At 71.0% G+C, this 25,412-nt stretch carries 28 protein-coding genes and 4 pseudogenes; 26 read left to right on the top strand and 6 right to left on the bottom strand.

Going from position 1 to position 25,412, the window contains the following annotated elements; all coding sequences use genetic code 11:
- Positions 1-217 precede the first annotated feature (217 nt).
- The 14 genes and pseudogenes from ACFZDC_RS32785 to ACFZDC_RS32850 all read left to right on the top strand — a co-directional run bounded on the left by ACFZDC_RS32785 (position 218) and on the right by ACFZDC_RS32850 (position 11,530).
- Positions 218-1,033 (top strand): hypothetical protein, encoded by an 816-nt coding sequence (locus ACFZDC_RS32785; protein ID WP_391329453.1) that lies wholly within the window; start codon positions 218-220, stop codon positions 1,031-1,033.
- 179 nt (positions 1,034-1,212) lie between these two features.
- On the top strand, positions 1,213-1,377 hold the full coding sequence (locus tag ACFZDC_RS32790) for a hypothetical protein (RefSeq protein WP_391329455.1): 165 nt from the start codon (positions 1,213-1,215) through the stop codon (positions 1,375-1,377).
- An 82-nt stretch (positions 1,378-1,459) separates the two neighbouring features.
- The gene (locus ACFZDC_RS32795) at positions 1,460-1,645 is read left to right on the top strand and encodes a hypothetical protein (RefSeq protein ID WP_391329456.1); all 186 of its coding nucleotides are present in this window, start codon (positions 1,460-1,462) and stop codon (positions 1,643-1,645) included.
- Positions 1,646-1,813: 168 nt separating this feature from the next.
- Positions 1,814-2,002 (top strand): annotated as a pseudogene (locus tag ACFZDC_RS32800) (hypothetical protein); the annotation flags it as partial.
- Positions 1,915-2,104 (top strand): annotated as a pseudogene (locus ACFZDC_RS32805) (WhiB family transcriptional regulator). The pseudogenes ACFZDC_RS32800 and ACFZDC_RS32805, both read left to right, overlap by 88 nt.
- Before the next feature lie 114 nt (positions 2,105-2,218).
- Positions 2,219-2,404 (top strand): hypothetical protein, encoded by a 186-nt coding sequence (locus tag ACFZDC_RS32810; protein ID WP_391329457.1) that lies wholly within the window; start codon positions 2,219-2,221, stop codon positions 2,402-2,404.
- 241 nt (positions 2,405-2,645) lie between these two features.
- Positions 2,646-4,328, top strand: a complete 1,683-nt coding sequence (locus ACFZDC_RS32815; RefSeq protein ID WP_391329459.1) for a DUF2637 domain-containing protein — start codon at positions 2,646-2,648, stop codon at positions 4,326-4,328.
- 139 nt (positions 4,329-4,467) lie between these two features.
- A complete protein-coding gene (locus tag ACFZDC_RS32820) occupies positions 4,468-5,025 on the top strand; it encodes a hypothetical protein (RefSeq protein ID WP_391329461.1) in 558 nt (185 codons plus the stop codon).
- The gene (locus ACFZDC_RS32825) at positions 5,022-5,225 is read left to right on the top strand and encodes a hypothetical protein (RefSeq protein WP_391329463.1); all 204 of its coding nucleotides are present in this window, start codon (positions 5,022-5,024) and stop codon (positions 5,223-5,225) included. The genes ACFZDC_RS32820 and ACFZDC_RS32825 overlap by 4 nt, the downstream gene beginning before the upstream one ends.
- Positions 5,226-5,348: 123 nt before the next feature.
- The gene (locus ACFZDC_RS32830) at positions 5,349-7,877 is read left to right on the top strand and encodes a hypothetical protein (protein WP_391329465.1); all 2,529 of its coding nucleotides are present in this window, start codon (positions 5,349-5,351) and stop codon (positions 7,875-7,877) included.
- A gap of 11 nt (positions 7,878-7,888) precedes the next feature.
- On the top strand, positions 7,889-8,317 hold the full coding sequence (locus tag ACFZDC_RS32835) for a conjugal transfer protein TraB (RefSeq protein WP_391329467.1): 429 nt from the start codon (positions 7,889-7,891) through the stop codon (positions 8,315-8,317).
- Positions 8,318-8,398: 81 nt separating this feature from the next.
- The gene (locus ACFZDC_RS32840) at positions 8,399-10,693 is read left to right on the top strand and encodes a winged helix-turn-helix domain-containing protein (protein WP_391329469.1); all 2,295 of its coding nucleotides are present in this window, start codon (positions 8,399-8,401) and stop codon (positions 10,691-10,693) included.
- Positions 10,694-10,727: 34 nt separating this feature from the next.
- Positions 10,728-10,922: a hypothetical protein gene (locus ACFZDC_RS32845; RefSeq protein WP_391329471.1), complete on the top strand. Its 195-nt coding sequence runs from the start codon at positions 10,728-10,730 to the stop codon at positions 10,920-10,922.
- A 92-nt stretch (positions 10,923-11,014) separates the two neighbouring features.
- Complete coding sequence (locus ACFZDC_RS32850) at positions 11,015-11,530, top strand: hypothetical protein (RefSeq protein WP_391329472.1); 516 nt, start codon at positions 11,015-11,017, stop codon at positions 11,528-11,530.
- Positions 11,531-11,608: 78 nt separating this feature from the next.
- Here the strand turns inward: ACFZDC_RS32850 and ACFZDC_RS32855 are convergent, their stop codons facing one another.
- Entirely contained in the window at positions 11,609-11,830 is a 222-nt protein-coding gene (locus ACFZDC_RS32855; RefSeq protein ID WP_391329473.1) for a hypothetical protein, read from the bottom strand.
- A 92-nt stretch (positions 11,831-11,922) separates the two neighbouring features.
- Between ACFZDC_RS32855 and ACFZDC_RS32860 the strand changes: the two genes are divergently transcribed.
- The 7 genes and pseudogenes from ACFZDC_RS32860 to ACFZDC_RS32890 all read left to right on the top strand — a co-directional run.
- On the top strand, positions 11,923-12,699 hold the full coding sequence (locus ACFZDC_RS32860; RefSeq protein WP_391329474.1) for a hypothetical protein: 777 nt from the start codon (positions 11,923-11,925) through the stop codon (positions 12,697-12,699).
- Positions 12,700-12,954: 255 nt separating this feature from the next.
- The gene (locus ACFZDC_RS32865) at positions 12,955-13,416 is read left to right on the top strand and encodes an RRQRL motif-containing zinc-binding protein (protein ID WP_391329476.1); all 462 of its coding nucleotides are present in this window, start codon (positions 12,955-12,957) and stop codon (positions 13,414-13,416) included.
- Positions 13,417-13,447: 31 nt separating this feature from the next.
- Positions 13,448-14,017: a hypothetical protein gene (locus ACFZDC_RS32870; protein ID WP_391329478.1), complete on the top strand. Its 570-nt coding sequence runs from the start codon at positions 13,448-13,450 to the stop codon at positions 14,015-14,017.
- 366 nt (positions 14,018-14,383) lie between these two features.
- A complete protein-coding gene (locus tag ACFZDC_RS32875; RefSeq protein WP_391329480.1) occupies positions 14,384-14,848 on the top strand; it encodes a Pycsar system effector family protein in 465 nt (154 codons plus the stop codon).
- The gene (locus ACFZDC_RS32880; protein WP_391329482.1) at positions 14,845-15,195 is read left to right on the top strand and encodes a hypothetical protein; all 351 of its coding nucleotides are present in this window, start codon (positions 14,845-14,847) and stop codon (positions 15,193-15,195) included. The genes ACFZDC_RS32875 and ACFZDC_RS32880 overlap by 4 nt, the downstream gene beginning before the upstream one ends.
- Position 15,196: 1 nt before the next feature.
- Positions 15,197-15,364, top strand: a complete 168-nt coding sequence (locus tag ACFZDC_RS32885; protein ID WP_391329483.1) for a pRL2-8 — start codon at positions 15,197-15,199, stop codon at positions 15,362-15,364.
- A gap of 97 nt (positions 15,365-15,461) precedes the next feature.
- A pseudogene (locus ACFZDC_RS32890) lies at positions 15,462-15,611 on the top strand (AAA family ATPase); the annotation flags it as partial.
- 103 nt (positions 15,612-15,714) lie between these two features.
- On the opposite strand, the gene ACFZDC_RS32895 reads toward ACFZDC_RS32890, so the two are convergent.
- Positions 15,715-16,788: a HoxN/HupN/NixA family nickel/cobalt transporter gene (locus ACFZDC_RS32895; RefSeq protein WP_391329625.1), complete on the bottom strand. Its 1,074-nt coding sequence runs from the start codon at positions 16,786-16,788 to the stop codon at positions 15,715-15,717.
- A 249-nt stretch (positions 16,789-17,037) separates the two neighbouring features.
- Here ACFZDC_RS32895 and ACFZDC_RS32900 point away from each other — a divergent pair.
- From ACFZDC_RS32900 to ACFZDC_RS32910, 3 genes and pseudogenes are all read left to right on the top strand, one after another.
- Positions 17,038-17,178, top strand: a pseudogene (locus ACFZDC_RS32900) (transcriptional repressor); the annotation flags it as partial.
- Between the two features lie 19 nt (positions 17,179-17,197).
- Positions 17,198-17,404 (top strand): transcriptional repressor, encoded by a 207-nt coding sequence (locus ACFZDC_RS32905; RefSeq protein ID WP_391329627.1) that lies wholly within the window; start codon positions 17,198-17,200, stop codon positions 17,402-17,404.
- Positions 17,405-17,628: 224 nt separating this feature from the next.
- Complete coding sequence (locus tag ACFZDC_RS32910) at positions 17,629-18,237, top strand: Fe-Mn family superoxide dismutase (protein ID WP_391329485.1); 609 nt, start codon at positions 17,629-17,631, stop codon at positions 18,235-18,237.
- Positions 18,238-18,299: 62 nt separating this feature from the next.
- On the opposite strand, the gene ACFZDC_RS32915 is transcribed toward ACFZDC_RS32910, so the two are convergent.
- From ACFZDC_RS32915 to ACFZDC_RS32930, 4 genes are all read right to left on the bottom strand, one after another.
- A complete protein-coding gene (locus tag ACFZDC_RS32915; protein ID WP_391329487.1) occupies positions 18,300-18,713 on the bottom strand; it encodes a hypothetical protein in 414 nt (137 codons plus the stop codon).
- On the bottom strand, positions 18,710-20,827 hold the full coding sequence (locus ACFZDC_RS32920) for an integrase (protein ID WP_391329489.1): 2,118 nt from the start codon (positions 20,825-20,827) through the stop codon (positions 18,710-18,712). The genes ACFZDC_RS32915 and ACFZDC_RS32920 overlap by 4 nt, the downstream gene beginning before the upstream one ends.
- The gene (locus ACFZDC_RS32925) at positions 20,824-22,485 is read right to left on the bottom strand and encodes a hypothetical protein (protein WP_391329491.1); all 1,662 of its coding nucleotides are present in this window, start codon (positions 22,483-22,485) and stop codon (positions 20,824-20,826) included. The genes ACFZDC_RS32920 and ACFZDC_RS32925 overlap by 4 nt, the downstream gene beginning before the upstream one ends.
- Before the next feature lie 74 nt (positions 22,486-22,559).
- Positions 22,560-24,044, bottom strand: a complete 1,485-nt coding sequence (locus ACFZDC_RS32930) for an integrase (protein WP_391329493.1) — start codon at positions 24,042-24,044, stop codon at positions 22,560-22,562.
- On the opposite strand from ACFZDC_RS32930, the gene ACFZDC_RS32935 reads away from it, so the two are divergent.
- Positions 23,970-24,944: an AAA family ATPase gene (locus ACFZDC_RS32935; protein WP_391329495.1), complete on the top strand. Its 975-nt coding sequence runs from the start codon at positions 23,970-23,972 to the stop codon at positions 24,942-24,944. The two genes, ACFZDC_RS32930 and ACFZDC_RS32935, sit on opposite strands and share 75 nt — an antisense overlap.
- A complete protein-coding gene (locus ACFZDC_RS32940) occupies positions 24,941-25,339 on the top strand; it encodes a hypothetical protein (protein WP_391329497.1) in 399 nt (132 codons plus the stop codon). The genes ACFZDC_RS32935 and ACFZDC_RS32940 overlap by 4 nt, the downstream gene beginning before the upstream one ends.
- Positions 25,340-25,412: the final 73 nt, after the last annotated feature.

Consider the following 25,412-nt stretch of genomic DNA (forward strand, 5'->3'; position numbering starts at 1 on the left):
GCCACTGCAAAACAGCAGGAGTCACTGCTCTTCGGAGCGGCGGCAGTGGGGTGAGCCGAGCTCCCCCGGCCTAGGCACCTGTACCGAATAGCTCCACCTGATCCACCTCGAACGGCGCTGCTGCGCTGTCTGTCCGCCAGGACCAACCTGCCGAAAGGCCGGCCTGGCGCGGCAGAGAAGGCAGCACCCCGCACCCGATCCACGTCAGGAGGACTCGATGCCCCGCAAGCGTCCCGGCCGCGTCCGGACCAAGAACACGAACCGCCGTGAGGCGCTCAAGCTCAGCAGCATGGCCCCGGAGGACTTCAACGTCCGACCCGGCGAGACGAAGTCGATCGCCTGCCCCGACTGCCGCACCTGGCGCCGGATCATGGGCGACAAGGTCCTCAAGATCCGCGAGCACTGCATCAGCGACAAGGTCGTGGAGGGCGAGAAGCACCCCGCCTGCCCCGGCAGCAACCAGCTCGTGGTCATCGACATCGACGTCCGACGCTGGCAGGCACGGCAGGACCGGCTGCTGCGCGACGCGATGCCGCAGGACAACCGGCGCGCCGCCCGGCAGTTCTACAAGCCGCTCCCGGCCCCGGCCGCTCCGGTCTCCCGGATCAAGGCGGAGGCCACGCTGGAGACGACCCGCCAGTCCTACCTCGCCCACCGCAAGGGATGCACGCGCTGCGTCGGCGGCCAGCACTGCACGGACGGCGGCATCCTCGCCCGCCGCTACGTCCTTGCCCTCCAGTTGGAACCCACCCGCCGCGAGGCCCGCGAGCAGATGGAACGCCAGGAGCGCCGCATTGCAAGGGAGTTGGCGAAGCAGTGGCCGGCCGGGCGTCGGCAGCAGTGGGCCAAGCACGGCGGCGAGGCGATCGAGAAGGCGAACAACCAGTGCGCGGAGCGACTCCCGGGATCGCTCTCCGAGTTCCGCGGCCCCCAGGTCCCGCTGGCGCCGAAGGACGTGAAGGCGCACGAACGGCGTCAGGCCGAACTGGGCAAGCGGTACGCGCGGAAGAACCCGGCCACGTCAGCAGCCTGACCTGCACACCGAGACGAACGACCACGGCCCCGGCCGTCCCGCATCAAAGGGGGCGGCCGGGGCCGTGGCTGCTCGTACAAGCAGTCAGCTCCCCAATTGGGGAGTGATCGCGACAGCCCTTGGGATTGCGGCCCGTGGGGCTGTCCAGGACCTGACTGGAGGACCTGATGCAGCACAGCATGACACGCACCACGGCGCAGCCGCGGGCCGGGATCATCGACGACATCGAGCGCGAGGACGACGCAAAGGGCTACGAGCCCGAGGACGCCGCCCGCGTCGACGTCGTCCTGGTCCTGGTCCCCAGCATCGCTGCGGTGCAGGCCGGTTGGGCGGTGACGGCATGACCGACGCCGAACGCGAGGCGCTCTCGCAGAAGAACCGGGAGCAGAACCGGCGCTCGGAGAACGAGCGCGCTGGGGACAACCGGTGAGCGCCCGTCCGACCGACGACCTGTTCGTCCGCTACATGAAGGCGTTCGAGGACTCCACCAAGCACACCGCCGACTGCCTGGCCTGCCAGGGCGAGACGCCGTGCGCGGAGGGGGTGCCGATCCACGAGCGGTTCGCCCGTCTCCAGGACGCCTACACCGCTCGCCAGAAACAGCAGCGCTGATCCCCCGGCCCTGCCCGTCGTCCCCGCGTCGTTCCCGGCCGGGGCCGGCGGAGAGCGCCGGGAGCTCCCGCCCGCTCCGGCCATACGGCCGCCACAACATGCAACAGCCCCGGGGCGGCCACCCCGGGGCTGATTTCTTGCTCTGGACCTTCTGGGAGGCCCTGATGAATCGCGACTCCATCGTACGCACCAGCTACGCCCCCGACGCCTACCTGCCGGTCAACACGAACTGGCGCGAGGACGGCGCCTGCACGCGAGAGGACCCCGAGCTGTTTTTCCCCATCGGCAACACCGGCCCGGCGCTCTTGCAGATCGAGGAGGCCAAGTCGGTGTGCCGTAGGTGCCCAGTGCTGGAGCGCTGCGCCTCCTGGGCGCCACGGCGTCTGGGGCGGGATGAGCGAGGACGACCGCCGCCGCATCAAGCGCCGGGCCGCCCGCAACCGCACCAAGGCTGCCTGATCCGTTCTGGCGGCTGCCTGATCTGCCCGCACCGACCGCTGAACCACGGCGGCCGGGACGGGCGGTGAAGGGGAGCCGGACAGCCCGGACCGACCTGATGCGAGGGAGGCCTCCATGGCCACCACGACCCTTATCCAGCCCGGTACGGAAGCCACCGCCGCCAGCCTCGCGGACTTCCTCTTCGGCAGCGACATACCGCCGATCGGGCCCGAGGACCACAGCGGCAGCTGGCGCACCACCCTCCATGTCATCGCGGAGGAGTGGGTGAAGGAGGGCCGCGTCGAGCGGCACGCCAGCTGACTTCGCTCCCGCCCGGCGGGAGCCGAGAGCAGTTTCGAGCCCGCCCCGTAGCACGCTCTCAGACCGGCCGCCCGGCTCCCGGGCCGCCGGCCTTTTCGTGCGCCTGGAGCGGGTAGAGCCGGTGTCCGCTTCGCAAGCAACCATCCCCGCGGACCACGGTTTCGGGAACGCACGCCTCGCGTTTCGGGAGCACCGGCCGCTGTTTCGACCCCGCCCTGAACGAGCCCTTCCGGAGGCCCTCATGACGATCACTGAGACGTCGCAGAACGCGGCACCCGACACCCCCGTTTCGCGTCCGCCGGTCGCCGCTTCGAGCGCACCGGAGAAGGCTTCGGAAGCGCCCTGGAGCGTTTCGCAGGCGCAGAAGCGGAAGACGATCAAGCCCAAGCGCGACCGCTTCACCGCGGCCCTGCCGTACTTCGCGGCCATCTCCGGCACGCTGGTCGGCGGCATCGGCTTCGCGACGTCGTACCAGACGCTCGCCAACGTGGCGCTGAGCTGGGGATTCGGCGAGGACCTGTCGCGCTGGTTCCCCATCGGCGTGGACGCGTCGATCCTGGCGTTCCTCGCGCTGGACCTGTACCTGATCCTCAAGGGCATCCCGTGGCCGGTGCTGCGCATGGGCGCGCACGGGATGACCGCCGCGACGATCTGGTTCAACGCCTCCGCCCAGGGCGAGATCGGCGCGGACCCGGTCAAGGCTGCCTCGCACGGCGTGATGCCGGTCCTGTTCGTGATCGGCGTGGAGGCCGCCCGGCGCCTGTTCATCCAGAAAGCGCAGCTCGAAGCGGGTACAGCTACCGACCGCATCCCGCTGCACCGCTGGATCCTGTCCCCCGTCGCCACGCCGCGGTTCTACCGCCGGATGCGGCTGTACGGGGTCACCTCCTACCCGGAGATGATCCGCCGCCAGCAGGAGCTCATCGCCTACGAGCAGTGGCTTAAGCGCAAGCACAAGGGCGACCTGAGCAAGGCGAGCGACGACGAGAAGCTGCCGATGAAGATGGCGGCCTACGGCTACACCGTCTCGGAGGCCCTCGCGCTGCCTGAGCAGCAGGAACGCGAGGCGGAGAAGCGGGCGGAGGAGGCGGAGCGCCGACGCCTGGAGGCGGAGACACGCCGGGAGCTCGCGCAGAAGAAGGCGGAGGCCGACCGGCTGGAGGCCGACGGCGAGCTCGAGGCCGTCCGCGCCCGGGTGGAAGGCCAGACCGCCCAGGCCCGCGCCCACGCCCGAGCCCAGGCCAGCGCCGCTGAGCGGGCCGCTGAGCTGGAGGAAAAGGCGATGGAGACGGCGCTGGTCGCTGAGGCGCGCGCCCGCGAGGCTGAGGCGCTGCGCAAGGAGGCCCAGGAGCGCGAGGCGCAGGCTGCCGCCGACGCCCGCGCAGCCGACCTGGAGCGCCAGGCAGCGCTGAGGCGGAAGGAAGCGGCGGAGGCCGACAAGGTCGCCGCGGCGGAGGGCCGGGCGATCGAGACGGCCAAGATCGCGGAGGCCCGGCGGCGTGCTGCCGAAGCCGATCGGGCCGCTGCCGAAACCGAGGAGGCCGCTGCCGAAGCGCGCCGCCGTGCCGCCGAAGCCGACCGGCTGAAGGCGGAGGAAGAGGAGCGCGCGGCCGCCGCTCGGGCCAACACGCAGGCCGCCCGGGAGCGCGAAGCCGAAACCGAGTTCCGCGCCGCCGAAAAGCGGCTCGCCGCCGCCGAAATCGAGCGGCGCGCGGTCGAAATCGAGGACGCCGCGAAGCTCACCCCGCGCGAGCGGGCGGTGCGCAAGGTCGCCCGGATGATCCTCGCGGCCGGCGGTGACGCCGACCAGGTGCTGCTCGCCGACATCCAGCGCGAGACGCAGGTGTCCTCCACGGACACCGCCTCGAAGTACCGCCAGGAGGCGGTCGACCTGCTCCGCGAGGGCTACCGCCCGAAGCAGTGACCTGCACCAACGAGCTGTTTCGACGGTTCCACCGGCCCCCGAGGCGAAGTCAGCGCCCCGGGAGCGCGGTGAAGGCGCCGAAACGCCACCCCGAACCCTGCCAGATCCCCCCGGCCCCGAGAAGGAGAAACCCCAGCTCATGGATATCAACGCGCTGTTCACCGATGAGGGCCTGAGGGCCTTCACCTCCACCGTCCGCGACCAGCACATGAAGGACGCCACGCAGTACGGGCAGATCGCCGACATCGTGCGCCGCCGCCTGGAGAGCGAGAAGATCGACGGCGACCGGTGGCTGTCCAAGAAGGTCCGCGCCTGGAAGGTGTCGCGGCAGGTCAGGGCCATGGAGAAGGCGTCGAAGGACGCCGCGTCCGCGGCTGAGGCGCTGTACGCGACCTACGTCAACGAGGTCCTGGAGCTCCCTCAGCGCCGGGCGTTGGCGGCGGCCCGGAAGACTGAGCGCAGGCAGAACCGCCAGGCGGCGGCCGGTGCTGCGGTCGCGAAGTCGCTTCAGAAGTCGGTGACTTCGCTGAGCGGCGGTCCGACCGAGGTTCCGGGCCAGGTCCCGCAGGCGAGGCCGGCGGAGTTCGTCACCCCGGACAGCCCCTGGGAGCAGTGGCCGATGGCGTCCGGCGGTGACCACGTCGCTCCGACGCGCACGATCAACGACTACTTCCCGAACGGGGGTGAGCGGCGTTGACGACGCCTCGGCAGACGCAAAACCGTGCGAAGCACTGGAACGCGCGGATCGCGGAGGCCAAGAGTGACCAGGAGCGCGCGGGGGTCTGGTACGACGCGTGCCGGACCCTGGCGCGGCAGGCCGAACGCGACGGCAAGCCGGACCTGTGGCGCGCGCTCACCGCGACGCTGCACGACTTCTACAAGCGCAACGGAGGGTGACGAAGTTCTTCTTCATCACCGCTTCTACTTCGCCGCCCGGCGGCCCCCAATGTGCGCGCGTGTCGTGCGCGCGTGAGGGTGCCCCGGGCGGTGACCGTCTGTCAACTCCGAGAGGGAGACGTCATGGCCGACGACGACGGCCCCAACAACCTGATCCACTTTCCCCGCGTGGGCTACACCGAGCCCACCGAACCCCCTCCGGAGACGCCCGATCCGGCCCCCGCCGACGTGCCTTTCGCGGCCCCGGCCGACGTCTCCGAGGACGCCCCCGAAGGGTTTGCACCCGCGACGCGACCGTCCCCGCTGGACACGCTCACGGCCCTGGCCGACCCTGGCCTGGGCAGCCCGTTCACGGCGGACTCGGAGCCGGATGCGGCCCCCGCTTCACCGGGTGCGATGGTCCCGGCGACGTTCCGCTCGGAGGCGGCGCAGCCCGTCGCGCCGCGCCTGGGCGCGCTGTCGCTGGCTGCGATCCTCGCGGTGTCCGTGGCCGCGATGCGCGGCATCCACACCGCCATCTCCGGACGGCGGGAGTCGCGGGAGCAGCGTGAGGCGGTCGCGAAGACCGCATCGACGGCCAAGGACAGCCCCTCCGGGGGCGGTTCGAAGAAGCAGCTGCAGCCCAGCCATGATTGGGGCCGCAAGACCCTCCAGCGGGGTCCTGGAGGCCCGTCAGGCCGCTCCGGCTCCGGTCCCGGCAGGTCCGGGCGGGGCGGCAGCGGGCCGTACAGCGGCTCGGGCGGGGGCAGGCGCAACGCGCCGACGACGAAGTCACCCAGCAGCTCCGGCGGCGGGCGCGGCGGCCGCGGAGGCGGCTCTGGCTCGGGAGGCGGCAAGGGCGGCTCCGGGATCACCTCCCCGCGCCGCACCTCGCAGGGCGGCGGCCTCAACCTCAAGAAGAACAACCGCGGCCCGGGTTCCTCCGGCTCCGGGGGGCCGGGAGGCTCGGGCGGCAGCAAGGGCCCCGGCAGCGGTGGCGGCGGGAAGAAGCGCAGCCCCGGCGGCTCGGGGTCCGGGTCCTCGGGCGGCGGTTCGAGCACGAACCGCAAGCGCGGCCCGGGCAGCACGGGTTCCGGCGGTTCCGCCGGCACAAGCGGCGGAAGGAAGCGCGGGCCCGGCGCCTCTGGGTCTGGCACCGGCACCAAGAGCCCTGGGAAGGGCTCGGGCACCGGGGCCGGGACGGGCGCACCCGGCTCGAAGGGCACCGGCACGGGGAAGGGCACGGGCCCCAAGAGCGGTACGAAGAAGTCGCCGCGCGGCACGACCGGCCCGTCCGGGATCCTGCGCAAGAAGCCCGGCACCACCACCTCCGGCACCGGCCCGAAGACGAAGTCGAAGGGCGCGGGCAAGACCGGCTCCGGCCCGACGCCGACCGGCAAGGGCGGCGGCAAGAAGGGCAAGACGAAGTCCGGTAAGCGCGGCGGCTCGGGCCCGGTCGGGCCGGTGCACAAGGCGCCGGGCGGGAAGTCCCGCAAGGGTAAGAAGGTCACGCTCACGCCGGGCATCGCGCACGGCACGTTCGCGGCGGTGGACAAGTACGGCTGCCGCTGCGGCAAGTGCCGCCGCTTCAAGCGCGAGTACAACCGGAAGGTCATCGGGGCCATGAAGTCGGCGGCGCGCGGCCGTACGACGCTGGGCGAGGCGATCCACGAAACGGCGGAGAAGCGCCTCAGGCGCCGCCGCAAGCGGATCAAGCCGGTGATGACGAAGGTCAAGGTCAAGAAGCCGAAGAAGAAGACCGGCCCGAAGACCAAGACCGGGAGCACCAAGCCCGCCGGGCCGACCGCTCCCGCCGGTCCGGCCCCGAAGGCACCGGCCAAGGGCGGCAGCTGGAACACCGCCAAGGCCCGGGCCCGCAAGCGCGCCCGGATGAGGACGCGTCCCGTCACCGTGTCCGGGCCCACCCCGGCCCCGGCCGGCGGGACGTCCCCGAAGCCGACCGCGCCCACCGGGCCCACGCCCAAGCCGGTGACCGCCACCGCTGCGGTTGCCGGTGGTACCACGGCGCTCCCACCCGGCCCGGCGACGGGCGCGGGGACGGTGACGGGCACCGGCGAGCCGCGCCTGTCGCCGTTCGAGGCGCTGGGCATGGCCACGGCGGTGTCCGCTCCGGCTGGTCCGATCACAGTCGAGCGGGCCGACTCCCCCCGACCCGACCCGGCGAAGCCGAGCGCGGGCCTGCCCGCCGGCACGAGCACGAAGGAGAACAGCGTGAGTGACGCCTGGCTGGCGAAGTACGGGGACGCCGCCGTCGCGGAGATGTCCTCGGAGCACCAGACCGAGGTCACCCTCGACGACACGCTCGACGTCCTCGAGGAACTGACACAGCAGTCGTTCAAGGCGCACGAGACGTGCAAGAAGCTCGCCGCCAAGGCGAGGCAGATCCGGTACGACCTGGACGAACTCGCCGCCGACCTGCGCTCGCGCCACAACGTCACCGGACGCCTGACCGGCGCTGCGATGGCCAAGCTGGCGGAGTCCATGGAGGTCCTGGCCCGCAAGGCCGACGAGATGTCCACCAAGTCGCTGGCGGCGGCGGAACTCTCCGAGACGGTGGAGAACGCGATGTTCGACGCCTACCGGCCCGTGCAGCAGGCCACCGAGGACGCCGGCCTGCTCGTGCCGTCCGCACGCGTCCACAACGAGGGCTGAGGAGACAGAAGTTGAGTGACAACCTCCCCGCCATCCCCGGGGTCGGCGGCGGCGCCAGCAGCGGCAACGGCTTCCTGGCCCTGTCCGGCCGGACCGCCCAGCTCGCGGCCGCAGCGCTCTTCCTCAAGGAGGGCATGCACCTGCTCAAGGCGCACATGCGGGCCAACGCCAACGCGGCCAGCCGCCTGTCGGAGATGTGCGACGCGGCCGAAGTCGAGCCGCACTTCACCTCGCAGATCATGGATGTCTCCACCGCCCTGCACGGGGTCGCGGAGGCCTCCGGCGAGATGGTCAACGCCGCCGACAGCGTCGACAACGACGCCCGCGGCTTCAACCAGGCGCACGACACCGAGTACCGCGGCGTGTACGAGGCCGTGAACGGCTCCGGCGTCCAGCAGGCCAAGCCCGGCTTCTACCGGCGCACCGGCCGACGCCGCTGAACAACCCCACCACCCCACCGAGGGCCGCGCCCGCACGCCGGGCGCGGCCCCTCCCCGTTCCCGCCCCTGAAGGAGGCTGTGTTGAGCACCATCGACCAGGCGGCGCCGGCCGCCGACACCACCAAGAGCGTCCCGGGCCACGTCATCTACCGGCGCGTCCTGGCCGAACGCACCTCCTACGCCCTCGCCGCTGCCGGAATGGCCGTCGGCCCGCAGCTGGATGACTCCGTGCTGTCCTACCTCGCCAGCGGCGGGGTCGCGGCCGGCACCATCGCCTGGCTGTACGCGAAGACCAAGGACCCCGACCAGGGCCTGGACGTCATCACCCGCGCGCAGCGCGCCCTCCCGTTCCTCACCGCCGCCGGCACCTACCTGGCGAACCTGATCACCCCCGGCTTCAACTGGTGGGAGGTTGTCGCCCCGGCCGCCTGGGCGTCCCTGACGGGATGGATGGCCCCGCTCACCCGCAGCGCGGGCCTGGTCCTCGAGCTCACCGAGCACCAGGACCAGGCCGCCGACGGCGGTCCCCCGGAGCCGGTGACGTACGAAGAGTTCCTCGCCGCGAAGTGGGCGCAGGCCACCGGCGGCGACACCCGCCTGGTCAACATCCAGTGCTTCCGCCCCGACCGGCCGGACTTCGAGGCCGTCATCGTCGCCCAGGCCGGGAAGGCCGTCCCCACCTACAACGAGACGCAGCTCGCCGCCGCGTTCGACTTCCCCGTGCGCACCGTCACCCTGCGCCCCGTCCAGGGCTCCGGCCCCGGCCGCATGCGGGTGATCGCCCGCCCTACGACCGAGGATGTCGAACGAGCCGCTGAGGGACTGCGCGGGCTGTGGGAGACGGCCGTCTCCAAGCCCGGCGGCGCAGCCCCCGGCGTGGAACTGATCGACCACCGCGCCGAACCCCACCGGATCGTGCTCCTGGTCGCCTCCCCTCCGGGCAAGGAGATCCGCTTGCCGCACACAGCGATCTGCTCCGCCTTCGGCATCGACGACCCCTCCCGGCTGGTGATCGAGACGGACGGCATCCGCATGGGCGTCGTCTCCGTCTACAAGACGGACCCGCTGATGAAGGTCCGCAAGGCCACCGTCGAAGACCTGACGATGGACGACAAGGGCCGCATCACCATCGGCATCTGCCACGACGGCAAGCCCGCCCGGATGCGGCTGTGGGACCCCAGCCAGGGCGCGCTGCGCGGCATCACTGCCGGCGTCACCGGCGCGGGCAAGTCCGTGCTGCAGAACCTGATCCTCGCCGCGGAGAAGCGCTCCGGTGTCGTCTCCTGGGTCGGCGACGTCCAGGGCGGCATGTCCCTGCCCGAGGCTGAGGGCCGGGTCGACTGGTTCGCTAAGGGCCCGGTGGAAACGCTGATCATGCTCACGGTCGCGCACGCGGTCATGAAGTACCGCGAGCGGATCTCCAACGAGATGGGCCGCGGCGACTTCGCGCTCAACCGGCCGTGGCCGCTCATCAACATCACGCTCGATGAGATCAACCGCCTGCTCTCGCACCCGGATGAGGAGATGCGGAAGGCCACCGCCTACCTCATCGCCGACATCCAGAAGACCGGCCGCAAGGTCGGCATCGGCATCCGGCTCGCCGTCCAGTCCCTGCACCTCAAGGACCTGGGCGACGACGATGCGATCCGCCAGCAGGGCAAGGTCGGCGCGCTGTTCCTCATGCGCACCGCATCGTCCTCCACCAAGGAGATGGGCCTGGACGGCATCGCCCCGGCCGGTTTCCAGATGGAGAACATCCCCGCCCGGATCTACGAGAACGGGCAGATCGAGGCGCTGTTCTCCGGCAAGGACGATGAGGACGGCGAGTCCACCGCCGGCATGGCGTACATGTTCCTCGACGGCCGCGCCAAGTTCATGCGCACCTTCTTCGCCCAGAAGGTCGACGGCGTCTACCCCGACCTGATCGCCCTGTACGGCGAGGACCCGCCCACCGGCCTCACCGACGGCGAGGCCAAGGTCGCGGCCGCCGCTGCCGAGCTCTACACGCTCCGGCACAGCAACCCGTACGCCGACTGCGACACCCTCGCCCAGGCGTTCAGCGGCGAGAGGAAGAGCGCCGGCGTCAGCACCCCGTCCGAGCCGGCCGACACGGAAGGCGCCAGCGGCGGCGAGGCTCCCGCCCTGTTCGACGCACCCTTCGGCACGCCGTTCGGGGAGGCACCTGACCCCGGCGAGGAGCCCGGCCTGCAGGACCAGATCTACACGCTGCTCGCCGACGGGCCCAAGAGCCTCAAGGAGCTGCGCGAGGCCCTGCCCGGCTTCCAGCCCTCCAGCGTCAGCAACGCCTGCACCCAGCTCAAGGCGAAGGGCCTGGCCAAGCCGGTCAAGCGCGGCGTCTGGCAGCGCGACAACTGACCACATCCCAGCTCACAGAAGGAAACCGATCACCGTGGCCCTGTCGATCTCCCTCGTCTTGCTCACCGGCGTCATCGTCGTCGTCCTCTGGCGCCTGGGCTACCTCCGCTTCTGGCCCACCCTCACGGTCGCCCTGTTCGGGTTCAGCCTCGCCGCCACCGGCATCGCCCCGGCCATCCGCAACGCGATCGCCTCCGTGTCCGGATGGATCTCCCACATCTCCTTCTGACGACCCCGCCCCGAACCGCTCCCCGCGCCGCGCCCTCCCCGCCACCACGGCGGGGAGGGCGCGGCGCATCTGCCCCGAAACGGAGAAACCCCATGGACTTCCCCCCCACTGCCGGCCGCCCGATGTCCGAGGCTGAGGCCGCCGCCGAAGCCAAGCGGATCATCGAAACGGAGTTCCGGCCCCAGCCCGAGGCGCCGGTGCGCCACTTCCCGACGTCGTTCCGCGACGAATCCCCGCTGCCCGCCTACGGCGACGCCCCGCCCGTCAAGCAGGACGACAAGCGGATCGAGCCCGCCTGGGCGGCCGGGATGGCGGTCGCGAGCATCGGCGTCGGCGCCGGATCGACCGGTCTCGGCTGCGCGGCCTGGCTCCTCTTCCGGGGCCTGTCCCTCGTCAGCGTGCCCGGCCTCGAGCGATTCGTGCTCATCGTCATCGCCCCGTTCGCCGGCCTGGCCATGGTGCTCACCGCGGGCGGTGCGGCCATCGCCGAGGCGAAGTCCAGCAGCACGACGAACGTCTACGAGGGCTCGGTCGTGCAGAACACGCAGATCAACAACACCAGCCACCAGCGCGGGATGTTCTCCCGCACCCGCAACGACGTCCGCTGAACTCCGGGCGTCCTGCCTCGTATCCGGCTCCCGCCTTCGCGCGGGTTCGGGTGCGGGACAGACCGTCCAACCTCGAGGTCAGTCGTCGTAGTCGATCCAGATACGGCCGTATTCATCGACCTCGGCTCCGCGGATCTGCCCGTCGACGATCGCCCGGTTGATGGTCACTTCGACGTCGTAGTCCACGTCGATCCACAGCACGCCGTCGTCATCGGTGAACGCGGGCCAGATCGTGTCGTCCGTGTCGATGACTTCGTCGAAAACGATCTCTTCCGGCTCATCGCGGGTGAACCACCCCATCGCAGCCGTCCCCCTCTCTTCCGGGCCTGTGGCTCCCAGCCTGGCCCATTCGCACGCTCCGTGACCATGCATCGACAAAAGGGAGTTGCCCCGTGCAGTCCTACGACAACACCTCCGCCAACGGCCAGGCGGTCCACTACCTGCCCGTCCACGTGCCGCAGCCCGAGAAGACGGCCCGCTTCGCCAAGGCCCGCGCCGCGGTGCGCGATTGGTGGAACCGTGCCTGGGACGTCGACGGCGTCCTGCACCACCTGTGGGACGACGTCCTCAGCGCGCCCGAGGACGGCCTGCGGTACATGGCCCCCTGGATCCGCGCCGTCCTGGTGGTGGCCGGAGTCTCCTTCGTCGTGCTGATGGCCAAGGCCGCCGGCGAAGTCGTCCTCCAGGCGCTGCACCAGCTGCTCACCGCCGTGCCCAAGGTGCAGGTCGGCGTGGACACCTCCAACGGGGTGTTCGCCGTCGTCGACCAGCCGGTGCGCACGTACATCGCGCAGCACTCCGCCGGCCTGCCCGTCGCGGCCTCCACCGTCTACACGCTGTGGCTGCTCACCGGCATCGTCGGCCTGGTCCTCGGCTTCCTCTCCAAGAACAACGGGGTGCGCGCGATGTGGGCCGGGCACGGCGCGGTCACCGTGTGGATGGTCTGGACGGCCACCCCGACGACCAGCCGCCCCGTCGCGGCCGGGCTCGCCGTCCTCGCCTGGACGTTCCTGTCCGCGTTCGCGATGCGCGGCCTGACGCTGCGCCGCCGTGTTCGCGCCGGGCGCCCGGCGAAGGTCACCGTCCGGCCCGAGATCTACGTCCCGGTGCAGCCCCCGGCCCCGGCCGCCGAACAGCACCCGCACAACGGATGCCCGTTCCGGGACTGACTTCCGGTCGCTCCGCCTGGTCCTCGCCCACCCCCGTCCCGGGTGGGCGAGGACTGGACAGGCCGACCGGCCGCCTCGCACCGCGCCCGTCGACGAACCGCCAGCGGGCGCGGTGCTTGCTGTCTACCGACATCTGGAGGAACCGCTCGTGCTCATCCCCCGCCCGCGCCGCCGGATCGGCCGGCTTCGCCCGCAGCGCCCCGGCCCGCGCTACCCGCACCGCCCCAAGCAGCTGCCCGGCGCCTGGAGCAGGTGATGCCCCGCCCCCGGAAGAGGCGCCGCCGCGAGGTCAAGCGAGTGCCGCGCAGCACCGCAGCCTTGCCGGAGTACGACCGGCACGCCTGTCCCGAGGGCCTGGTCACGCGCAGGCAGTTACGGGCGCTGAACCTGAGCCCCGGCGGGCATGGGCCGGTGGCGGTACTGCGTTGCAAGGCGTGCTCCTACCGGCCCGACCAGTCGTGCATCCATCCCACCCGGGCCTGGCTCTACAGCGTGGAACTCGCCCGGCCAAAGCGGACGCCGACGCTCGCGCAGGAATGGGCGCTGGACCGGGCGATGGCCGCGAGGTCCACCTGCCCGCGGTGCAAGCGCCGGTACTACTTCTGCCTTCCGCTGCGCACTCAGGGCTGCTGCGACCCCTGCGACAAGGGCTACGAGCCCAGCCCCGACACCTACATGCCCTCCACCAACCCGGCTGGCCACCGGCTGGCCGCCTGATCAACGACCCTCCCGAAGGAGAAGTCACCCCATGGCACTGAGCCTGTTCACCCGACGCCCCGCCGTACAGGGCACTGCGACGTGGACACCGGACGGCACGACCGTCGTCCAGCGCTATCGCGGAGTCGTCGGAGAGCGTGAGGGCGCGATCGTCCTCGTCTACACCGCCGACGGTGACCGCGGATCGTCGTCCTTCGCAGCTGCCTGCCTCGGCTGCACCTTCCGCGCGGCCCTGAACCGAAACGGCTCCGCGCGGCTGTCCGAGACCGAAGCCGCCGACCTGGCCAACACCCACGCCGCCAACTGCCGTGCGCTGGACCGAGGCATCCCGGCCGCCCTTGACGACGATCAGGCCGCGAAGATCGTGCGCGACCGGCTGTGGGGCATGCGCGAGCACGGAACCACCAGCCCCCGTTACGTCTTCCTGCGCGACTTCCACGCCGACCGCGTCGACCTCCAACGCCCGGCCGACTTCATCAAGGAGACGATGCTCCAGCTCACGCAGGCGGAGCCCCACTTCATCACCGCCCAGCCCGACTCCAGCGGCACAGGCACCCAGTTCCTGGTCCAGCCGCACCCGCCCCGGACCCGAACGCGGTGAGCGCCCGAACCGCCCTGCTGCTCGCGGCCGTCGTCCCGCTCACGGCCACGGCGGCCGCCGCCGTACTCAAGGCCGGCGCCTGGGAGCTGACCGTCTCCCGGCACGCCATCCGACTGTCCCCCCGGCCCCGCCCGGGCTGCCCGGACTGCAAGGGCGAGGGCGGCTGGTGGTCCGAGGGCCCCTACCCGGGCGGAGAGATGTGCTGGTGCTGGGACCGCCCGGTGCGCACCCTCGCCTTCTGCCGGTCCCGGACCCCTGGCCGGACGAACCCCCGTTCTGACACGCCCATTCACCGGAGCCAACCGGGGCGGCCCGCAGCACTACGCGGGCCGCCCTTCTCGCGTCACGACAAGGAGAACCCCGCTCATGACAACCGTCACGGCCCCCGCCCCCACCGTCGACAAGAACCTGGACACCGCCTGCGCATCCGTCGTCAACGAGATCGGACGCACGGACGGCAAGTCGTCCTTACTGCTCGCCTTCAACGGCGCCGTGCTCGCCGGCCTCGCGTCCATCGCCGACAAGGACCTGCCGCCCATGACGAAGGTCTTCGGCGCGCTCGCCGTCCTCGCCCTGGGCGCAGCCGCGGTGCTGCTACTCCTGGTCGTGAGGCCCCGACTGCGCGGCGACGACAAGGCGTCCTTCCCGTACTGGGCACGCCTGAACGAAGACGAGATCCGCGCGTGCATGGACGGCGACAGTCGAGCCGCCCGCATCCGGGTCCTGTCCACCCTCGCCGTGCGGAAGTTCACCCACCTGCGGCGCGCGGTCGACCTGTCGCTCGCCGCCCTGGTCCTGCTGGCGCTGGCCGCCGCCGGACTCGCGCTATGACGGCGCCAGTGACCCGCACGCGCCTGGAGCGCGTCCGCGCCTCGGTCGGTATCGCCTCCCTGGCTCTCCAGCAGATTGAGGTCGACCTCAGCGCCGCCGACGTCGACCAGGAGCAGCTCGCCGCGATCCTCTGCGAGCTCATCGAGGACACCGACCCGCCCGGCGGCTTCATCCCGGCCCTGGCACAGCTGGTCACCACCGCCGCGAGGCGAGCTGAGCAGATCGAGCCCGACCGCGACGGTGACGCCTCCTGCCCCCTGCACGAAGCCGCCGCCCTGATCACCGACAACGCCGGGCAACGCCTCATCTGGGCTGCCCGCGCCCTCCACCCACAAGGAGACACCTGAGATGGCGAGCGCGAAGGCAATGAACCCGCCCCGAGGGCAGTGCAAGCAGTGCTGGTACCACGCGTACGCCAGCCGTGAGGCGCACGCCGGGCTCGGTCCGCGTGAGGACTGCCCGCAGTGCGTGGACCACATGGTCAACGGCCACCCCGCTCACCTGATCGTCCGCTGACGGCGCCGCGCGAAGCCGCCGCCCTGCTCACTCATCACGCCGGGCAGCGCCCCATCCAAGCTGCCCGGCACCCCTGACTCCCAAGGAGAGATTTCGCATGACCGAGCTGATCTACCCGGAGATGTGCGAGCACAGCCTGGTGGTCCTCATCGGCCCCTCCGGCGCCGGGAAGTCCACGCTCGCGCGCACCTGGCCCGCCTCGCAGGTCCTGTCCCTGGACGCGCTGCGTGAGGTGGTCAGTGACGACTTCTCTGTCAAGTTCTGCGTGTTGAGCTGACAGTCGGGGGTTAAGTAGACGACTGGACCCCGGCGGGACTGCCGGGGTCCAGGGAGCAGTGGTGTTCGCTTCTTTACTCTGCCTGCTGCTCGCTGGGACGTAGCCCGGCGGTCCACTTCTCCTCGATGCGGCCGAACTTCCATACCGCGAGGGCGATGGCCCAGGTCGCGAAGAACAGGCCGACGATGACGTAGCCGATGATGTTGAGGTCGAGACCGGCGATCCAGTCCCAGAAGGTGCCGTGCAGGTCGGCCTTCTCGGCGATCAGGCCGAGGAGTTCGACGGTGCCGATGATGAGGGCGACGGCGACGGACAGGCCGGTGATGGTGAGGTTGTAGTAGACCTTGCGGACGGGCTTGGAGAAGGCCCAGCCGTAGGCGAAGTTCATGAACGAGCCGTCGATGGTGTCCAGCAGGGACATGCCGGCCGCGAAGAGGACCGGCAGGCAGAGGATCGCGTACCAGGGCAGGCCGGAGGCGGCGCCGGATCCGGCGAGGACCAGCAGGGCGATCTCGGTGGCGGTGTCGAAGCCGAGGCCGAACAGCAAGCCGAGCGGGTACATCTGCCACGGCTTGGTGATCGACTTCATGACGCGGCCGAGGAGGCGGTTCATGAAGCCGCGGTTGTTGAGCTGCACCTCCAGGGCGGCTTCGTCGAAGTGGCCGGTGCGCATCTGCCGGAACACCTTCCAGATGCCCGCCATGATCACCAGGTTGATGATCGCGATGACGTACAGGAACGTCCCGGAGACCGTCGTGCCGATCCAGCCGGTGATGCTGTGCAGCTCGGAGTTGTCGTTCTCGACCGGTCCGGCCAGTTCCTTGACGCCGAGGGAGAGCAGGAACGCGAGCGCGAAGACGATGGAGGAGTGGCCGAGGGAGAACCAGAAGCCCACCGACAGCGGGCGCTGCCCCTCGTTCATCAGCTTCCGGGTGGTGTTGTCGATGGCGGCGATGTGGTCGGCGTCGAAGGCGTGCCGCATGCCCAGGGTGTAGGCCGTGATGCCGATGCCGATGCCGAACGTCTTGGTGCCCAGGCTGTAGTGCTCGGGTGCGACGATCACCACCAGCGTGAACCAGCCGATGACGTGCAGGGCGGTGATGAAGGCGGCCATGCCCGCCAGGCGGCCCCATTCGGCGCGGGTCATTGACCGGGATATCCGCTGCCAGGGTCGTTGGGAGGTGGCAGGGGTCGTGGTGGTGGAGCCGGTGGGGCTGGCCATGGGCGGTCTTCCTTTGATCGAGGGCGACGCGGAGCCTAGACGCGTGTACATGGTTGTTGCAATACGGTCGCATTAGGGGTGCGCTGGCCGCCCGTACGCAAGGAGGCGCATTTCGTGATCCGCACCGCCACAGACCTGCGAGAGAGCTGCCGCGCACACCTGCGGGCGCGGGGCGTGCGCTGCCCATCGGCGCGCCTGTCCGTGCTTCAGGTGCTGGCCGAGGACGGCGGTCACCTGGGCGCGGCGCAGATCCACCGCCGGATCAGCGAGGCGGGCGGCCACCTGGACGTGTCGACCGTGTACCGGACCCTGGAACGCCTGGCCGAAGCTCGGCCTGGTCCATCAGCTGGCGGGGACGGCGCAGGCGAGTTACGGGCTGGCGGTGGAGCCGCACCACCATGCGGTGTGCACCGGCTGCGGAGCCATCGAGCAGATCCCCGCCCCCGCGGTGGCCGAGGCGTTGCAGGCCGCGGCGGGCGCTATGTCCTTCCGTCCGGAGAGCCTGGTGCTGAGCGGGCTGTGTCCGAGCTGCCAGGCGTGATGCGGTGGCGGGGTCGGCCGGGTCCGGCGGGCGCCGGGTGAGAAGACGATCACTCTTCAGGAAGGACACGCCGGACGGACGGAACGACGCTCAGACACCGAAGACTGACGGGCCGACCCCGCCACAGATCATGCTGATGCATTCCTGTCGTTGTTGCAAGGTCTTCGCAATAGAGGCATAGGCTGTTCCCGGACGATCACCCACACGGAAAGGGGACGTGCCTGATGGGCACCTACGCGCTTCCCGACCTGCCGTACGACTACGCGGCGCTGGAGCCGGCCATCACCGGGCAGATCCTGGAGTTGCACCACGCCAAGCACCACGCTGCCTACGTCAAGGGCGCCAACGACACCCTGGAGCAGATCGCCGAGGCCCGGGACAAGGACCAGATCACCCCCACCTCGCTGGTCGGGCTGGAGAAGACCTACGCCTTCAACCTCTCCGGCCACGTCCTGCACTCGATCTTCTGGCAGAACCTCTCCCCCGACGGCGGCGACCGCCCCGACGGGGCGCTGGCCGACGCCATCGACGAACACCTCGGCGGCTTCGAGCAGTTCAAGAAGCAGCTCACCGTGGCGACGTCCAGCGTGCAGGGCTCCGGCTGGGGCGTGCTGGCCTGGGAGCCGCTGGGTAAGCGCCTGATCGTGGAGCAGGTCTACGACCACCACGGCAACGTCGGCCAGGGCAGCACCCCGCTGCTGGTCTTCGACGCCTGGGAGCACGCCTACTACCTGCAGTACAAGAACGTCCGCCCCGACTACGTCACCAAGCTGTGGGACCTGGTCAACTGGGAGGACGTCGCCGCCCGCTACGCCGCGGCTACCGGAGCCTGATCCGTTTTTCACCGCCAGGTCGCCAGCGGGCCGGGAAGTCTGGCTTCCCGGCCCGCTCTGCCTCATACGCGTCGAGGCTGAGGTGGTAGCGCGCGGACCACAGGGGAACGCTCCGCCAGCTGCTGGCGCAGAAGCTGATTCTCGGCCGTGGCTTGGTGCAGTGCGCCGACGAGGGCTTCGACGTCGGCCTTCAGCTGGGCGATCTCTTCCGCGTCGGCGGCTCGGAGCTCTTTGAGCCGTCTGACCTGCTTGCGCAGGCGCTTCTCGCTGTCCGGGGTGCCGCCGCAGCTGCGGACCTTGTCGTAGAACTCGTTCTTCAGGTCGGGGTGCCGCTGGGTGAGTGCGTTGCGGGGAACCTGGGCCTCTGCCGCGAGCGCGACGATCGTCAGCGCGCCGTTGGAGTGCTCGGGCTTGCCGTTCAGGATGCGGTCCATCGCTGCGCGGATGCGGTCGCGTTCGCCGGGGGCTGGGCTCATGGGGTGGGCTCCTGCGGGTGGATGCAGTCGTCCTCGTGGCGGTCTGCCAGCGCGCGCAGCTGCGCGGCGCGGCGGGCGAGGCGGTCGGCGAGGGGGCCGGGGACCGTCTCCGAGGCGGCCTGCTTCTCCAGGGCCTGGGCGTGCTGAAGGAGCTGGGCGGCATGGTGGTCGGTGCGCGCGATATTCGCGCACGACGGCTGGCAGCGGTCCAGGCGCGGGGCGTCGTCGGCGTCCAGGCGGTGGCACAGGGCCCGGTCCCGGTTGTAGACGCACATCAGCAAGGAGCGCGGGTTGTCGTAGACGGTCAGGGCCGGATTGCCGAGGATGTCGTGGGCCTGGCGATGGGTGCGGATCGACCCCGCGAAGGCCGGTGCCTGCGCAGCGGCGTGGATCGCGCGGCGCACGGCCGGACCGGAGATGCCCACCCCGCGCGCGAGGTCGTCGTGGAGGCTGGTGAGGGTGTCGGCGGTGGCCCGGGCGGTTTCGATGTCCAGCAACTGGTGGATCCCGTCGCGGCCGCGGGCGGCGTACCCGCCGCTGACCGCGGTGCGCATGTGCCCGTACTGGATGGCCAGCGCCACCAGGCCGCCCGGGCGGCGGGCGATGTGCCAGGCCAGGGTGCGGCGAAAGCGGGCCAGACCGATCGCGCCGTGCGGATCGTCGGGGATGACCTCGCCTCCCCGTCCCAGGCGCCGGGCCAGGCTGGAGGCCCATGCGACGAAGGCCTCAATGCGTGAGCGCAGCCCCGAATACCGCAGGGAGACAGTGCTGGGCGTGGGCGTGTTCACGAACGCGTGGGTGGCCGCGTCGAACAGCAGCCCTTCGGCCGGGGCGATCTTCTCCAGCACGCGGATCGCCCTCACCACCGGCGGGATCGCCACCCAGGGGACCTCGCGCAGGCGGCCGGCGGAATGGTGGTTGCCGTCCTCGTCGAAGGCGTTCTTGAACTCGCGCCCGTAGATGAGGTGCCGTCCGGAGGTGACCTCGGGGCAGCACCCGGTCTCCAGGCCCAGCACTTCGGCCGGGCGCATCCCGGTCAGGTAGGCCAGGACGATGAAGCATGCCGTGCCCAGATGCCGCATGAGGTCCCGGCTCTCGGTGAAGTCGATGAACGCCGTCCACGGCTCACCGTCGATGCGGCCGGTGATGGGTGTAGCCAGCGGGCAAGGACCGGGATTGGCGTCGACGTAGGCGAGCAGGTGCTGCCACGGCTCGGTCACCAGCAGGCCGTTGAGCTGCGACGACGGGCAGCCGACCCGGGCGGCGATGTAGGCGTTGGCCAGGGCGTGGCGGTAGCCGGCGTTGGGCCTCGAGGGCACCGGCTCGCCGCGGTCGATGAGGTCTCGCAGATAGCGCTTCAGGCGGGCTTTGGACTCCGGCGTGCCCGGCGTGCGCACGGCCGCGTCGGCCATCCGCCGGCTTTCTGCCCAGGCGGCGAGGATGTCGTCGGCGAAGTCGTCGACCACACGCAGTGCCCAGATCAGCAGGGGCCCCATGGTGGCCGGGGAGATCACCTCGGTGGCGTTCTCGCCCCGCCCGATGGCCGGCGCGCGGGGCAGGAAGTCATCGACGCCGAGACGGTGCCAGGGCGGCATCGCCAACCCGCTCGGTGCAGGCCCGGCCGCATCGAACGCCCACAACCGGGTCAGGGCCACCAGGTCCTTGGTGACGTTGCCGCGGCTGGCGCCTGGCTGCCGGGCCAGATGACCGGCCCACGAGATCAGAACGTCCTCGGTGACCGGGCGCAGGTCGCCCAGACCCTGCTGGTGCAGCCAGAGCGTGAAGCGCTGCCAGCGCAGCACGGTGTGGTAGATCCCGGGCGGGCCCAGGCGGGAGTGCCAGCTTGGATGGCCGACCAGCACGCTCGCCGGCAACGAGGTGTTGATCATCATCCAGGCGGCCAGTTGCACCTGGGACCGCACGGCGCCGGGGAACCGTGCCCAGTCCAGCCCGGGCCGGGCGGCGCTGGGGTTGGCGACCAGCGGGGCCAGCGACCACACCTCGTCTGCGTAGATCGACACCGGCACGGGGCCGGGCGCCAGGACCAGCGACGGTGCGACGACCGGCGTGTCCCATGAAGGAAGCACCGGGAGTTCGGCGGGCAGAGCGGTCACAGGTCGAAGTCCCCTTGCAGAAGCTGGTCGATGATCGTGCGGTCGGATGTGGTGACGGCCTGCAGCGCCGCCTGCCAGACCGGCTCGCCGAGCCGGCCGCGCAGGTCGGTCAGCCGGGCATGGGCATCCGCCCAGTCCGCCTCCCAGATGCCCGGATCCACCACACCGCGCAAGTGGTTCAGGGCGTTGAGCAGGTGGGCCAGGCGCGAGTGATGGGCGGGCGTGACGCGGGCGTTGGGGCAGGCCGTGCACAGCAGGAACGACGCCGCGCACCCGTGTCCGGCCGGACTGAACGGGCTGTTCTCCCAGCCCGCGCAGCCGGCCGTCACCGTCTGCCGGTCTCCCGCCTCCGCGTTCGAGATGAGGCGGGCGGAGAAGACGGTGCGACGGGCGGCATCCACCGCCTCCTGCGCACCGTCGGCGATGACCGGCACCGCCGCCTGCTGAGCCTGCGGCTCGCCCACCACGTAGACGCTGTCGTGGGTGTCCTGGGTGTTCTGCCCGGGCTCTCGCCGGTGCAGCACGTTCACCGTCTTGCGCAGCCGCCGCAACGGGGAACCCCGCAGTCCCACCGAGCGTGCCCAGTCGCCGCCGGCCAGCTCGTCCACCCCTAGCCCGAACGGGCCGATCCGCACTGCCCTCCGATATCCCTGGCCGTCGTGCGGGGTGGTCTGGCGCCAGATGAGCAGCCGGTCGACGTCTGCATCCAGCTGTTTCATCAGGGCCCGGGCGTGCGCGGTCACCTCCAGAGCCTCGGTGATCAGACGCCCCGAGGAGTCGGCGCCAGAGTCGGTCACATTGCGGCTCTCGAACCGGCCGCGGTGCCCCGCGCGGCGCCGCTTCTCCAACTGCAGCCGGTAAACCGGCATTCCTGCCTCCGCTGTGCCCGGCAGCGACTTGGGCACCGGCAGCTCAGACAGCGTCGTGGCGTTCAGACCGAGCTCCGCGACGATCAGCACGGCCAGCGCCGCCGACTCCTTGCGGCTCAGGTACAGCCGCCCCCACGTGTATGGCGCCGAGCCGCCGACCAGCGCGGCCCGATACCGCCTGCGGACCGTGCGCGGTCTCTCATACACGGGGACGTCACCAGTGCGGGCCAGCACGTCCAGCGCCTCGCCCAGCAGCCAGTCGCTGCCTCCCGGCTCGATCCGGCCCGCCTGCCACGCCTCCAGGCGCTCGGTGTTCTCCCGGATCCGCAGCAGCGCTGTGCGGAACGTGCGCCGCGCCGCCACGCGGATGGCCGTGAACTCATGCGGTGTGTAGGCCTCTTCGCGGCCCGGCGTCCACGCGAACCGCTGGGCCATGGCCTCCCGCACCGGCCGGGGCAGCCGTTCATCGAGCTGCAGCAGGCCGGCGACGGTGGAGTACTTGCTGTACCCGTTCGTGTTCGGCGGCAGGCTCAGCCGCCACGCATGCCAGTGCGCCGCACTCAACCTGCCCACGTCCCGCGGCGCCGCATCCAGCGCGCTGAGGAACTCGCCGAAGGGCCGGACCAGGTACCAGTTCGCCTCGCTGGTCTCCACACTGTCCCAGCCGCCGCCCGGGGCGCACTTGGCGGCGAACAGCACGGCCAGCGACCGCTGCCACGGCTCGGGGGCAGGGAAGGTGCCGAAGTCGTAGCGGCGCACCCTGCCCTGATGGTCCCGATGAGTCACCACCAAGCCAGGCTGGTCCAAGGCCGTCGGCCGCTGGTGCGGGGTGTCGGGCAGGGCGGCCGCGCGGCCGCGGCGGCTCACCGGGCCACCAGCTTGTCGTCCAGGTCCTGAATGCCCTCGCTCTCCCTGGCCAGCCGCGCGAACACCGGCGTCAGCTCCCCCTCACGGAGCGGACCGTCGGCTGGCTGGAAGTCGGCCAGCAGCGACCGCAGCTGCAGGTCCGCGACCGGAGCGAGGTAGATGTGCTTCGTGGTCTCCAGCTGGGCGTGGCCGAGCAGGTCCTGCACCATCCGCCACGGATCGCCATACAGCAGTCGGAAGTCCCGCCTCTCCTCCGGCGTCAGGCCCATGCGCCGGTCCATGACGTGGTTGAGGACTACGAGCATGACCAGCGCGAAGCTGTGCCGGGCCATATGAGGGGTGCAAAACGGCGGCTCGCTCATCACCGGCGCCAGCACGTTCTCGCACCGCTCGTTCGCCGCCCGGAACACGCCCTCCCAGGACGCCGGGTGGAACGGCAGCCCGGCCTCGTTCAGCCACAGCCACAGCGGCTCCGGGCCAGCCGGGCCCTCGACGAACAAGCTCATCCGCTCATCCACCGTCGCCTCCGTCAGGGGCGTCTGACCCACCACGCCGTCCCGGTCCCGCCAGTGCAGCAGCCGCCGACGCCGGCCCGTCTCGTGCGTGACCAGCCGCATCGGCAGCCCGTCGTACCGACCCGCCGCCTGCGCGCGCCGCACCACCCGGGCGCGCGACGACTCCGCGTACCCCTCGACCTCACCCACCACGACAGAGGAGGCATAGAACGTGCGCGCCCGCTTCGACTTCGTCACCGCCCGCCCCAGACGCCCCACGTAGTACTGGCCGCCCTCCAACTGGAGACGCGGTACCTCCAGCGTCAACAGCGAAGCTCCCTCCGTCAGACGCACCCCGGAGGAGAACAGCAGATCAGCGAAGGCCGCGTTGCGGTCGGCCAGCCGTCCCGCCCACCCGGCGTCCGGCAGCCCGTCCGCGCCGTGCCCGCGCAGTCCCACATTCACCCAGCGGCGGAAGGCGCGCGGCGTCAGCCAGCGCACCTCGCTCGTCCGCGCGTTCTTGGCCCGCGCCGCCGGCACCAGCACGACATCGCCGGTCCGGCCGGTAACCGTACGCATCAGGACCGGATTCGCCAGTACGTACTCGCGCTGTTCCGCCCACTCGTAAAGCCGCGCGAGCGCGGCCAGTCCCCGGTTCCACCGGGCCCCGCCGACCCGGCAAGGATTCCGCGGCGAGCGGGTCCGCCAGTCCTCGAAGTCCCACAGATCGTCCGCCGACGCCTCGCTCCACCACTTCCCGCGGCCCCACAGGAAATCGAAGAACAGGCAGTAGTCGTCCGTGTAGTTGCGCTTCGTCTCATGCGCGAGACGGGCGAACGACGACCTGCACAGATACCGGCTCAGTACCTCGTCGATCCGGTAGTCCGGAGAAAGAAGAATCGGATCCCCAGGATGAATCCCAACGCGATCCTCACGTACCGACAGGTCCTCCCACCCAGCCAGAACAGGTACCCGATCCCCCGCCACCCGGCGAGCTGTCGGCACCCAGAACGTACGCCAACCCAACACTCATCCACCCCTGCTCGATCCGCTTCAACACGCCGATCCAACAGGGAAGATGACGCGGGCGACCAGGCGGCGACCGGCGACGCGGTCGCAGCCCTGCACCTGCTCCTGGAGGTCCGGATGCGCCGGCGCCTGTTCACGGTCGTCGACGCAACCAACGTCACCAGGGCCGCCAGGGAGCCGCTGGTCGCCGCCGCCAAGCGGCACAACATGCTCCCCATCGCGGTCATGGTCGCCACGCCCGGCACGACGTGTGTCGAGCGGCAGGGCTCGCGGCGGGCCAACCGTGCGGTGCCGGAGGACACGGTCATCCAGCAGCGCAAGGACATGGTCAACTCGCACCGGACCCTCAAGGCCGAAGGCTTCCTCGAGGTCGTCTTCTCCGACAGCCTCTACCGGTTGCTGCCATTCCTGGAGCGCCTGAGCGGGACCCGGCAAGCCGACCTCGGGCTCGACGACGGCGACGGCCTGGGCGACCTGAACCTCGTATCCCGTGTGTTCGGTGAGGAGATCCTGCCGCTGTGGCGGTGGAAGCCCGGCTCGAACGTCGCCGGCGGCGACCGGGTCGCGGAGATCCGCCTCGGTCAGCAGTACCTCACCCTCGCCCTGCGCACGAACGTGGACGGCGAGGGCGACATCGGGTTCGACGTCATGGTGCCGTGCCCGTACGACGACGAATGCACCGGCTACGCCTGGGCGCCCGCCTACAGCGTCACCTGCCTGTACCGGGCGCTCAACGGCGACCTGGACGACAGCGAGGACATCGTCTGCACCGTCCACGGCGGTGTCGACGACATCGACCAGGAGGCCGACGGTCACGCCCTGCAGCAGCTCGCGGAAGTCGGCGGGAGCGTGGGATGACCTTCCGCGAGCAGAGCGACAAGCCCGACTGGGACGACTGGACGCTCGCCCACGAAGCCGTCTGGATCCGCTTACTGGCCCGCCACAGCCCCAACCCGCAGGTTGAGGCAGCCCAGCGGATCCGGGAGGAGTTCACCGCCGACGAAGCCCGCCGGATCGACGCCTACCTGGCGGCGGCCACGCCCGACACCGACCGCCTGGCCGTGATCGAAGCCCGGCTTGACGACGCCAGCGACGACACGAAGTGGCTGGCCGAACAGCTCAAGGCCGCGTGGGCGGACCTGGACGAACTGCGCGACCGGATCGACGACGCGCGCACCCTCATGCACACCGCCTACGTCTCCAGCGCCATCCGGTACATCAGGCACAGCCGCGAGCTGGCTGAACCTCGCTGAGTTGAGCGCACTCTGTGCCGCCCCGACCCCGCACCTACCGGGGCCGGGGCGGTCGCGGTGGCCCCTCAACACC

The sequence above is a fragment of the Streptomyces sp. NPDC007905 genome (assembly GCF_042959345.1).
Lineage (GTDB): Bacteria > Actinomycetota > Actinomycetes > Streptomycetales > Streptomycetaceae > Streptomyces.

What these genes read in the sequence shown, in the direction of transcription:
- ACFZDC_RS32785 (WP_391329453.1), top strand. Translation starts at nt 218, where the DNA reads ATGCCCCGCAAGCGTCCCGGCCGCGTCCGGACCAAGAACACGAACCGC.
- ACFZDC_RS32790 (WP_391329455.1), top strand. Translation starts at nt 1,213, where the DNA reads ATGACACGCACCACGGCGCAGCCGCGGGCCGGGATCATCGACGACATC.
- ACFZDC_RS32810 (WP_391329457.1), top strand. Translation starts at nt 2,219, where the DNA reads ATGGCCACCACGACCCTTATCCAGCCCGGTACGGAAGCCACCGCCGCC.
- ACFZDC_RS32815 (WP_391329459.1), top strand. Translation starts at nt 2,646, where the DNA reads ATGACGATCACTGAGACGTCGCAGAACGCGGCACCCGACACCCCCGTT.
- ACFZDC_RS32820 (WP_391329461.1), top strand. Translation starts at nt 4,468, where the DNA reads ATGGATATCAACGCGCTGTTCACCGATGAGGGCCTGAGGGCCTTCACC.
- ACFZDC_RS32830 (WP_391329465.1), top strand. Translation starts at nt 5,349, where the DNA reads ATGGCCGACGACGACGGCCCCAACAACCTGATCCACTTTCCCCGCGTG.
- ACFZDC_RS32850 (WP_391329472.1), top strand. Translation starts at nt 11,015, where the DNA reads ATGGACTTCCCCCCCACTGCCGGCCGCCCGATGTCCGAGGCTGAGGCC.
- ACFZDC_RS32855 (WP_391329473.1), bottom strand. Translation starts at nt 11,830, where the DNA reads ATGGGGTGGTTCACCCGCGATGAGCCGGAAGAGATCGTTTTCGACGAA.
- ACFZDC_RS32865 (WP_391329476.1), top strand. Translation starts at nt 12,955, where the DNA reads ATGCCCCGCCCCCGGAAGAGGCGCCGCCGCGAGGTCAAGCGAGTGCCG.
- ACFZDC_RS32870 (WP_391329478.1), top strand. Translation starts at nt 13,448, where the DNA reads ATGGCACTGAGCCTGTTCACCCGACGCCCCGCCGTACAGGGCACTGCG.
- ACFZDC_RS32875 (WP_391329480.1), top strand. Translation starts at nt 14,384, where the DNA reads ATGACAACCGTCACGGCCCCCGCCCCCACCGTCGACAAGAACCTGGAC.
- ACFZDC_RS32880 (WP_391329482.1), top strand. Translation starts at nt 14,845, where the DNA reads ATGACGGCGCCAGTGACCCGCACGCGCCTGGAGCGCGTCCGCGCCTCG.
- ACFZDC_RS32885 (WP_391329483.1), top strand. Translation starts at nt 15,197, where the DNA reads ATGGCGAGCGCGAAGGCAATGAACCCGCCCCGAGGGCAGTGCAAGCAG.
- ACFZDC_RS32895 (WP_391329625.1), bottom strand. Translation starts at nt 16,788, where the DNA reads ATGACCCGCGCCGAATGGGGCCGCCTGGCGGGCATGGCCGCCTTCATC.
- ACFZDC_RS32910 (WP_391329485.1), top strand. Translation starts at nt 17,629, where the DNA reads ATGGGCACCTACGCGCTTCCCGACCTGCCGTACGACTACGCGGCGCTG.
- ACFZDC_RS32915 (WP_391329487.1), bottom strand. Translation starts at nt 18,713, where the DNA reads ATGAGCCCAGCCCCCGGCGAACGCGACCGCATCCGCGCAGCGATGGAC.
- ACFZDC_RS32935 (WP_391329495.1), top strand. Translation starts at nt 23,970, where the DNA reads ATGAATCCCAACGCGATCCTCACGTACCGACAGGTCCTCCCACCCAGC.
- ACFZDC_RS32940 (WP_391329497.1), top strand. Translation starts at nt 24,941, where the DNA reads ATGACCTTCCGCGAGCAGAGCGACAAGCCCGACTGGGACGACTGGACG.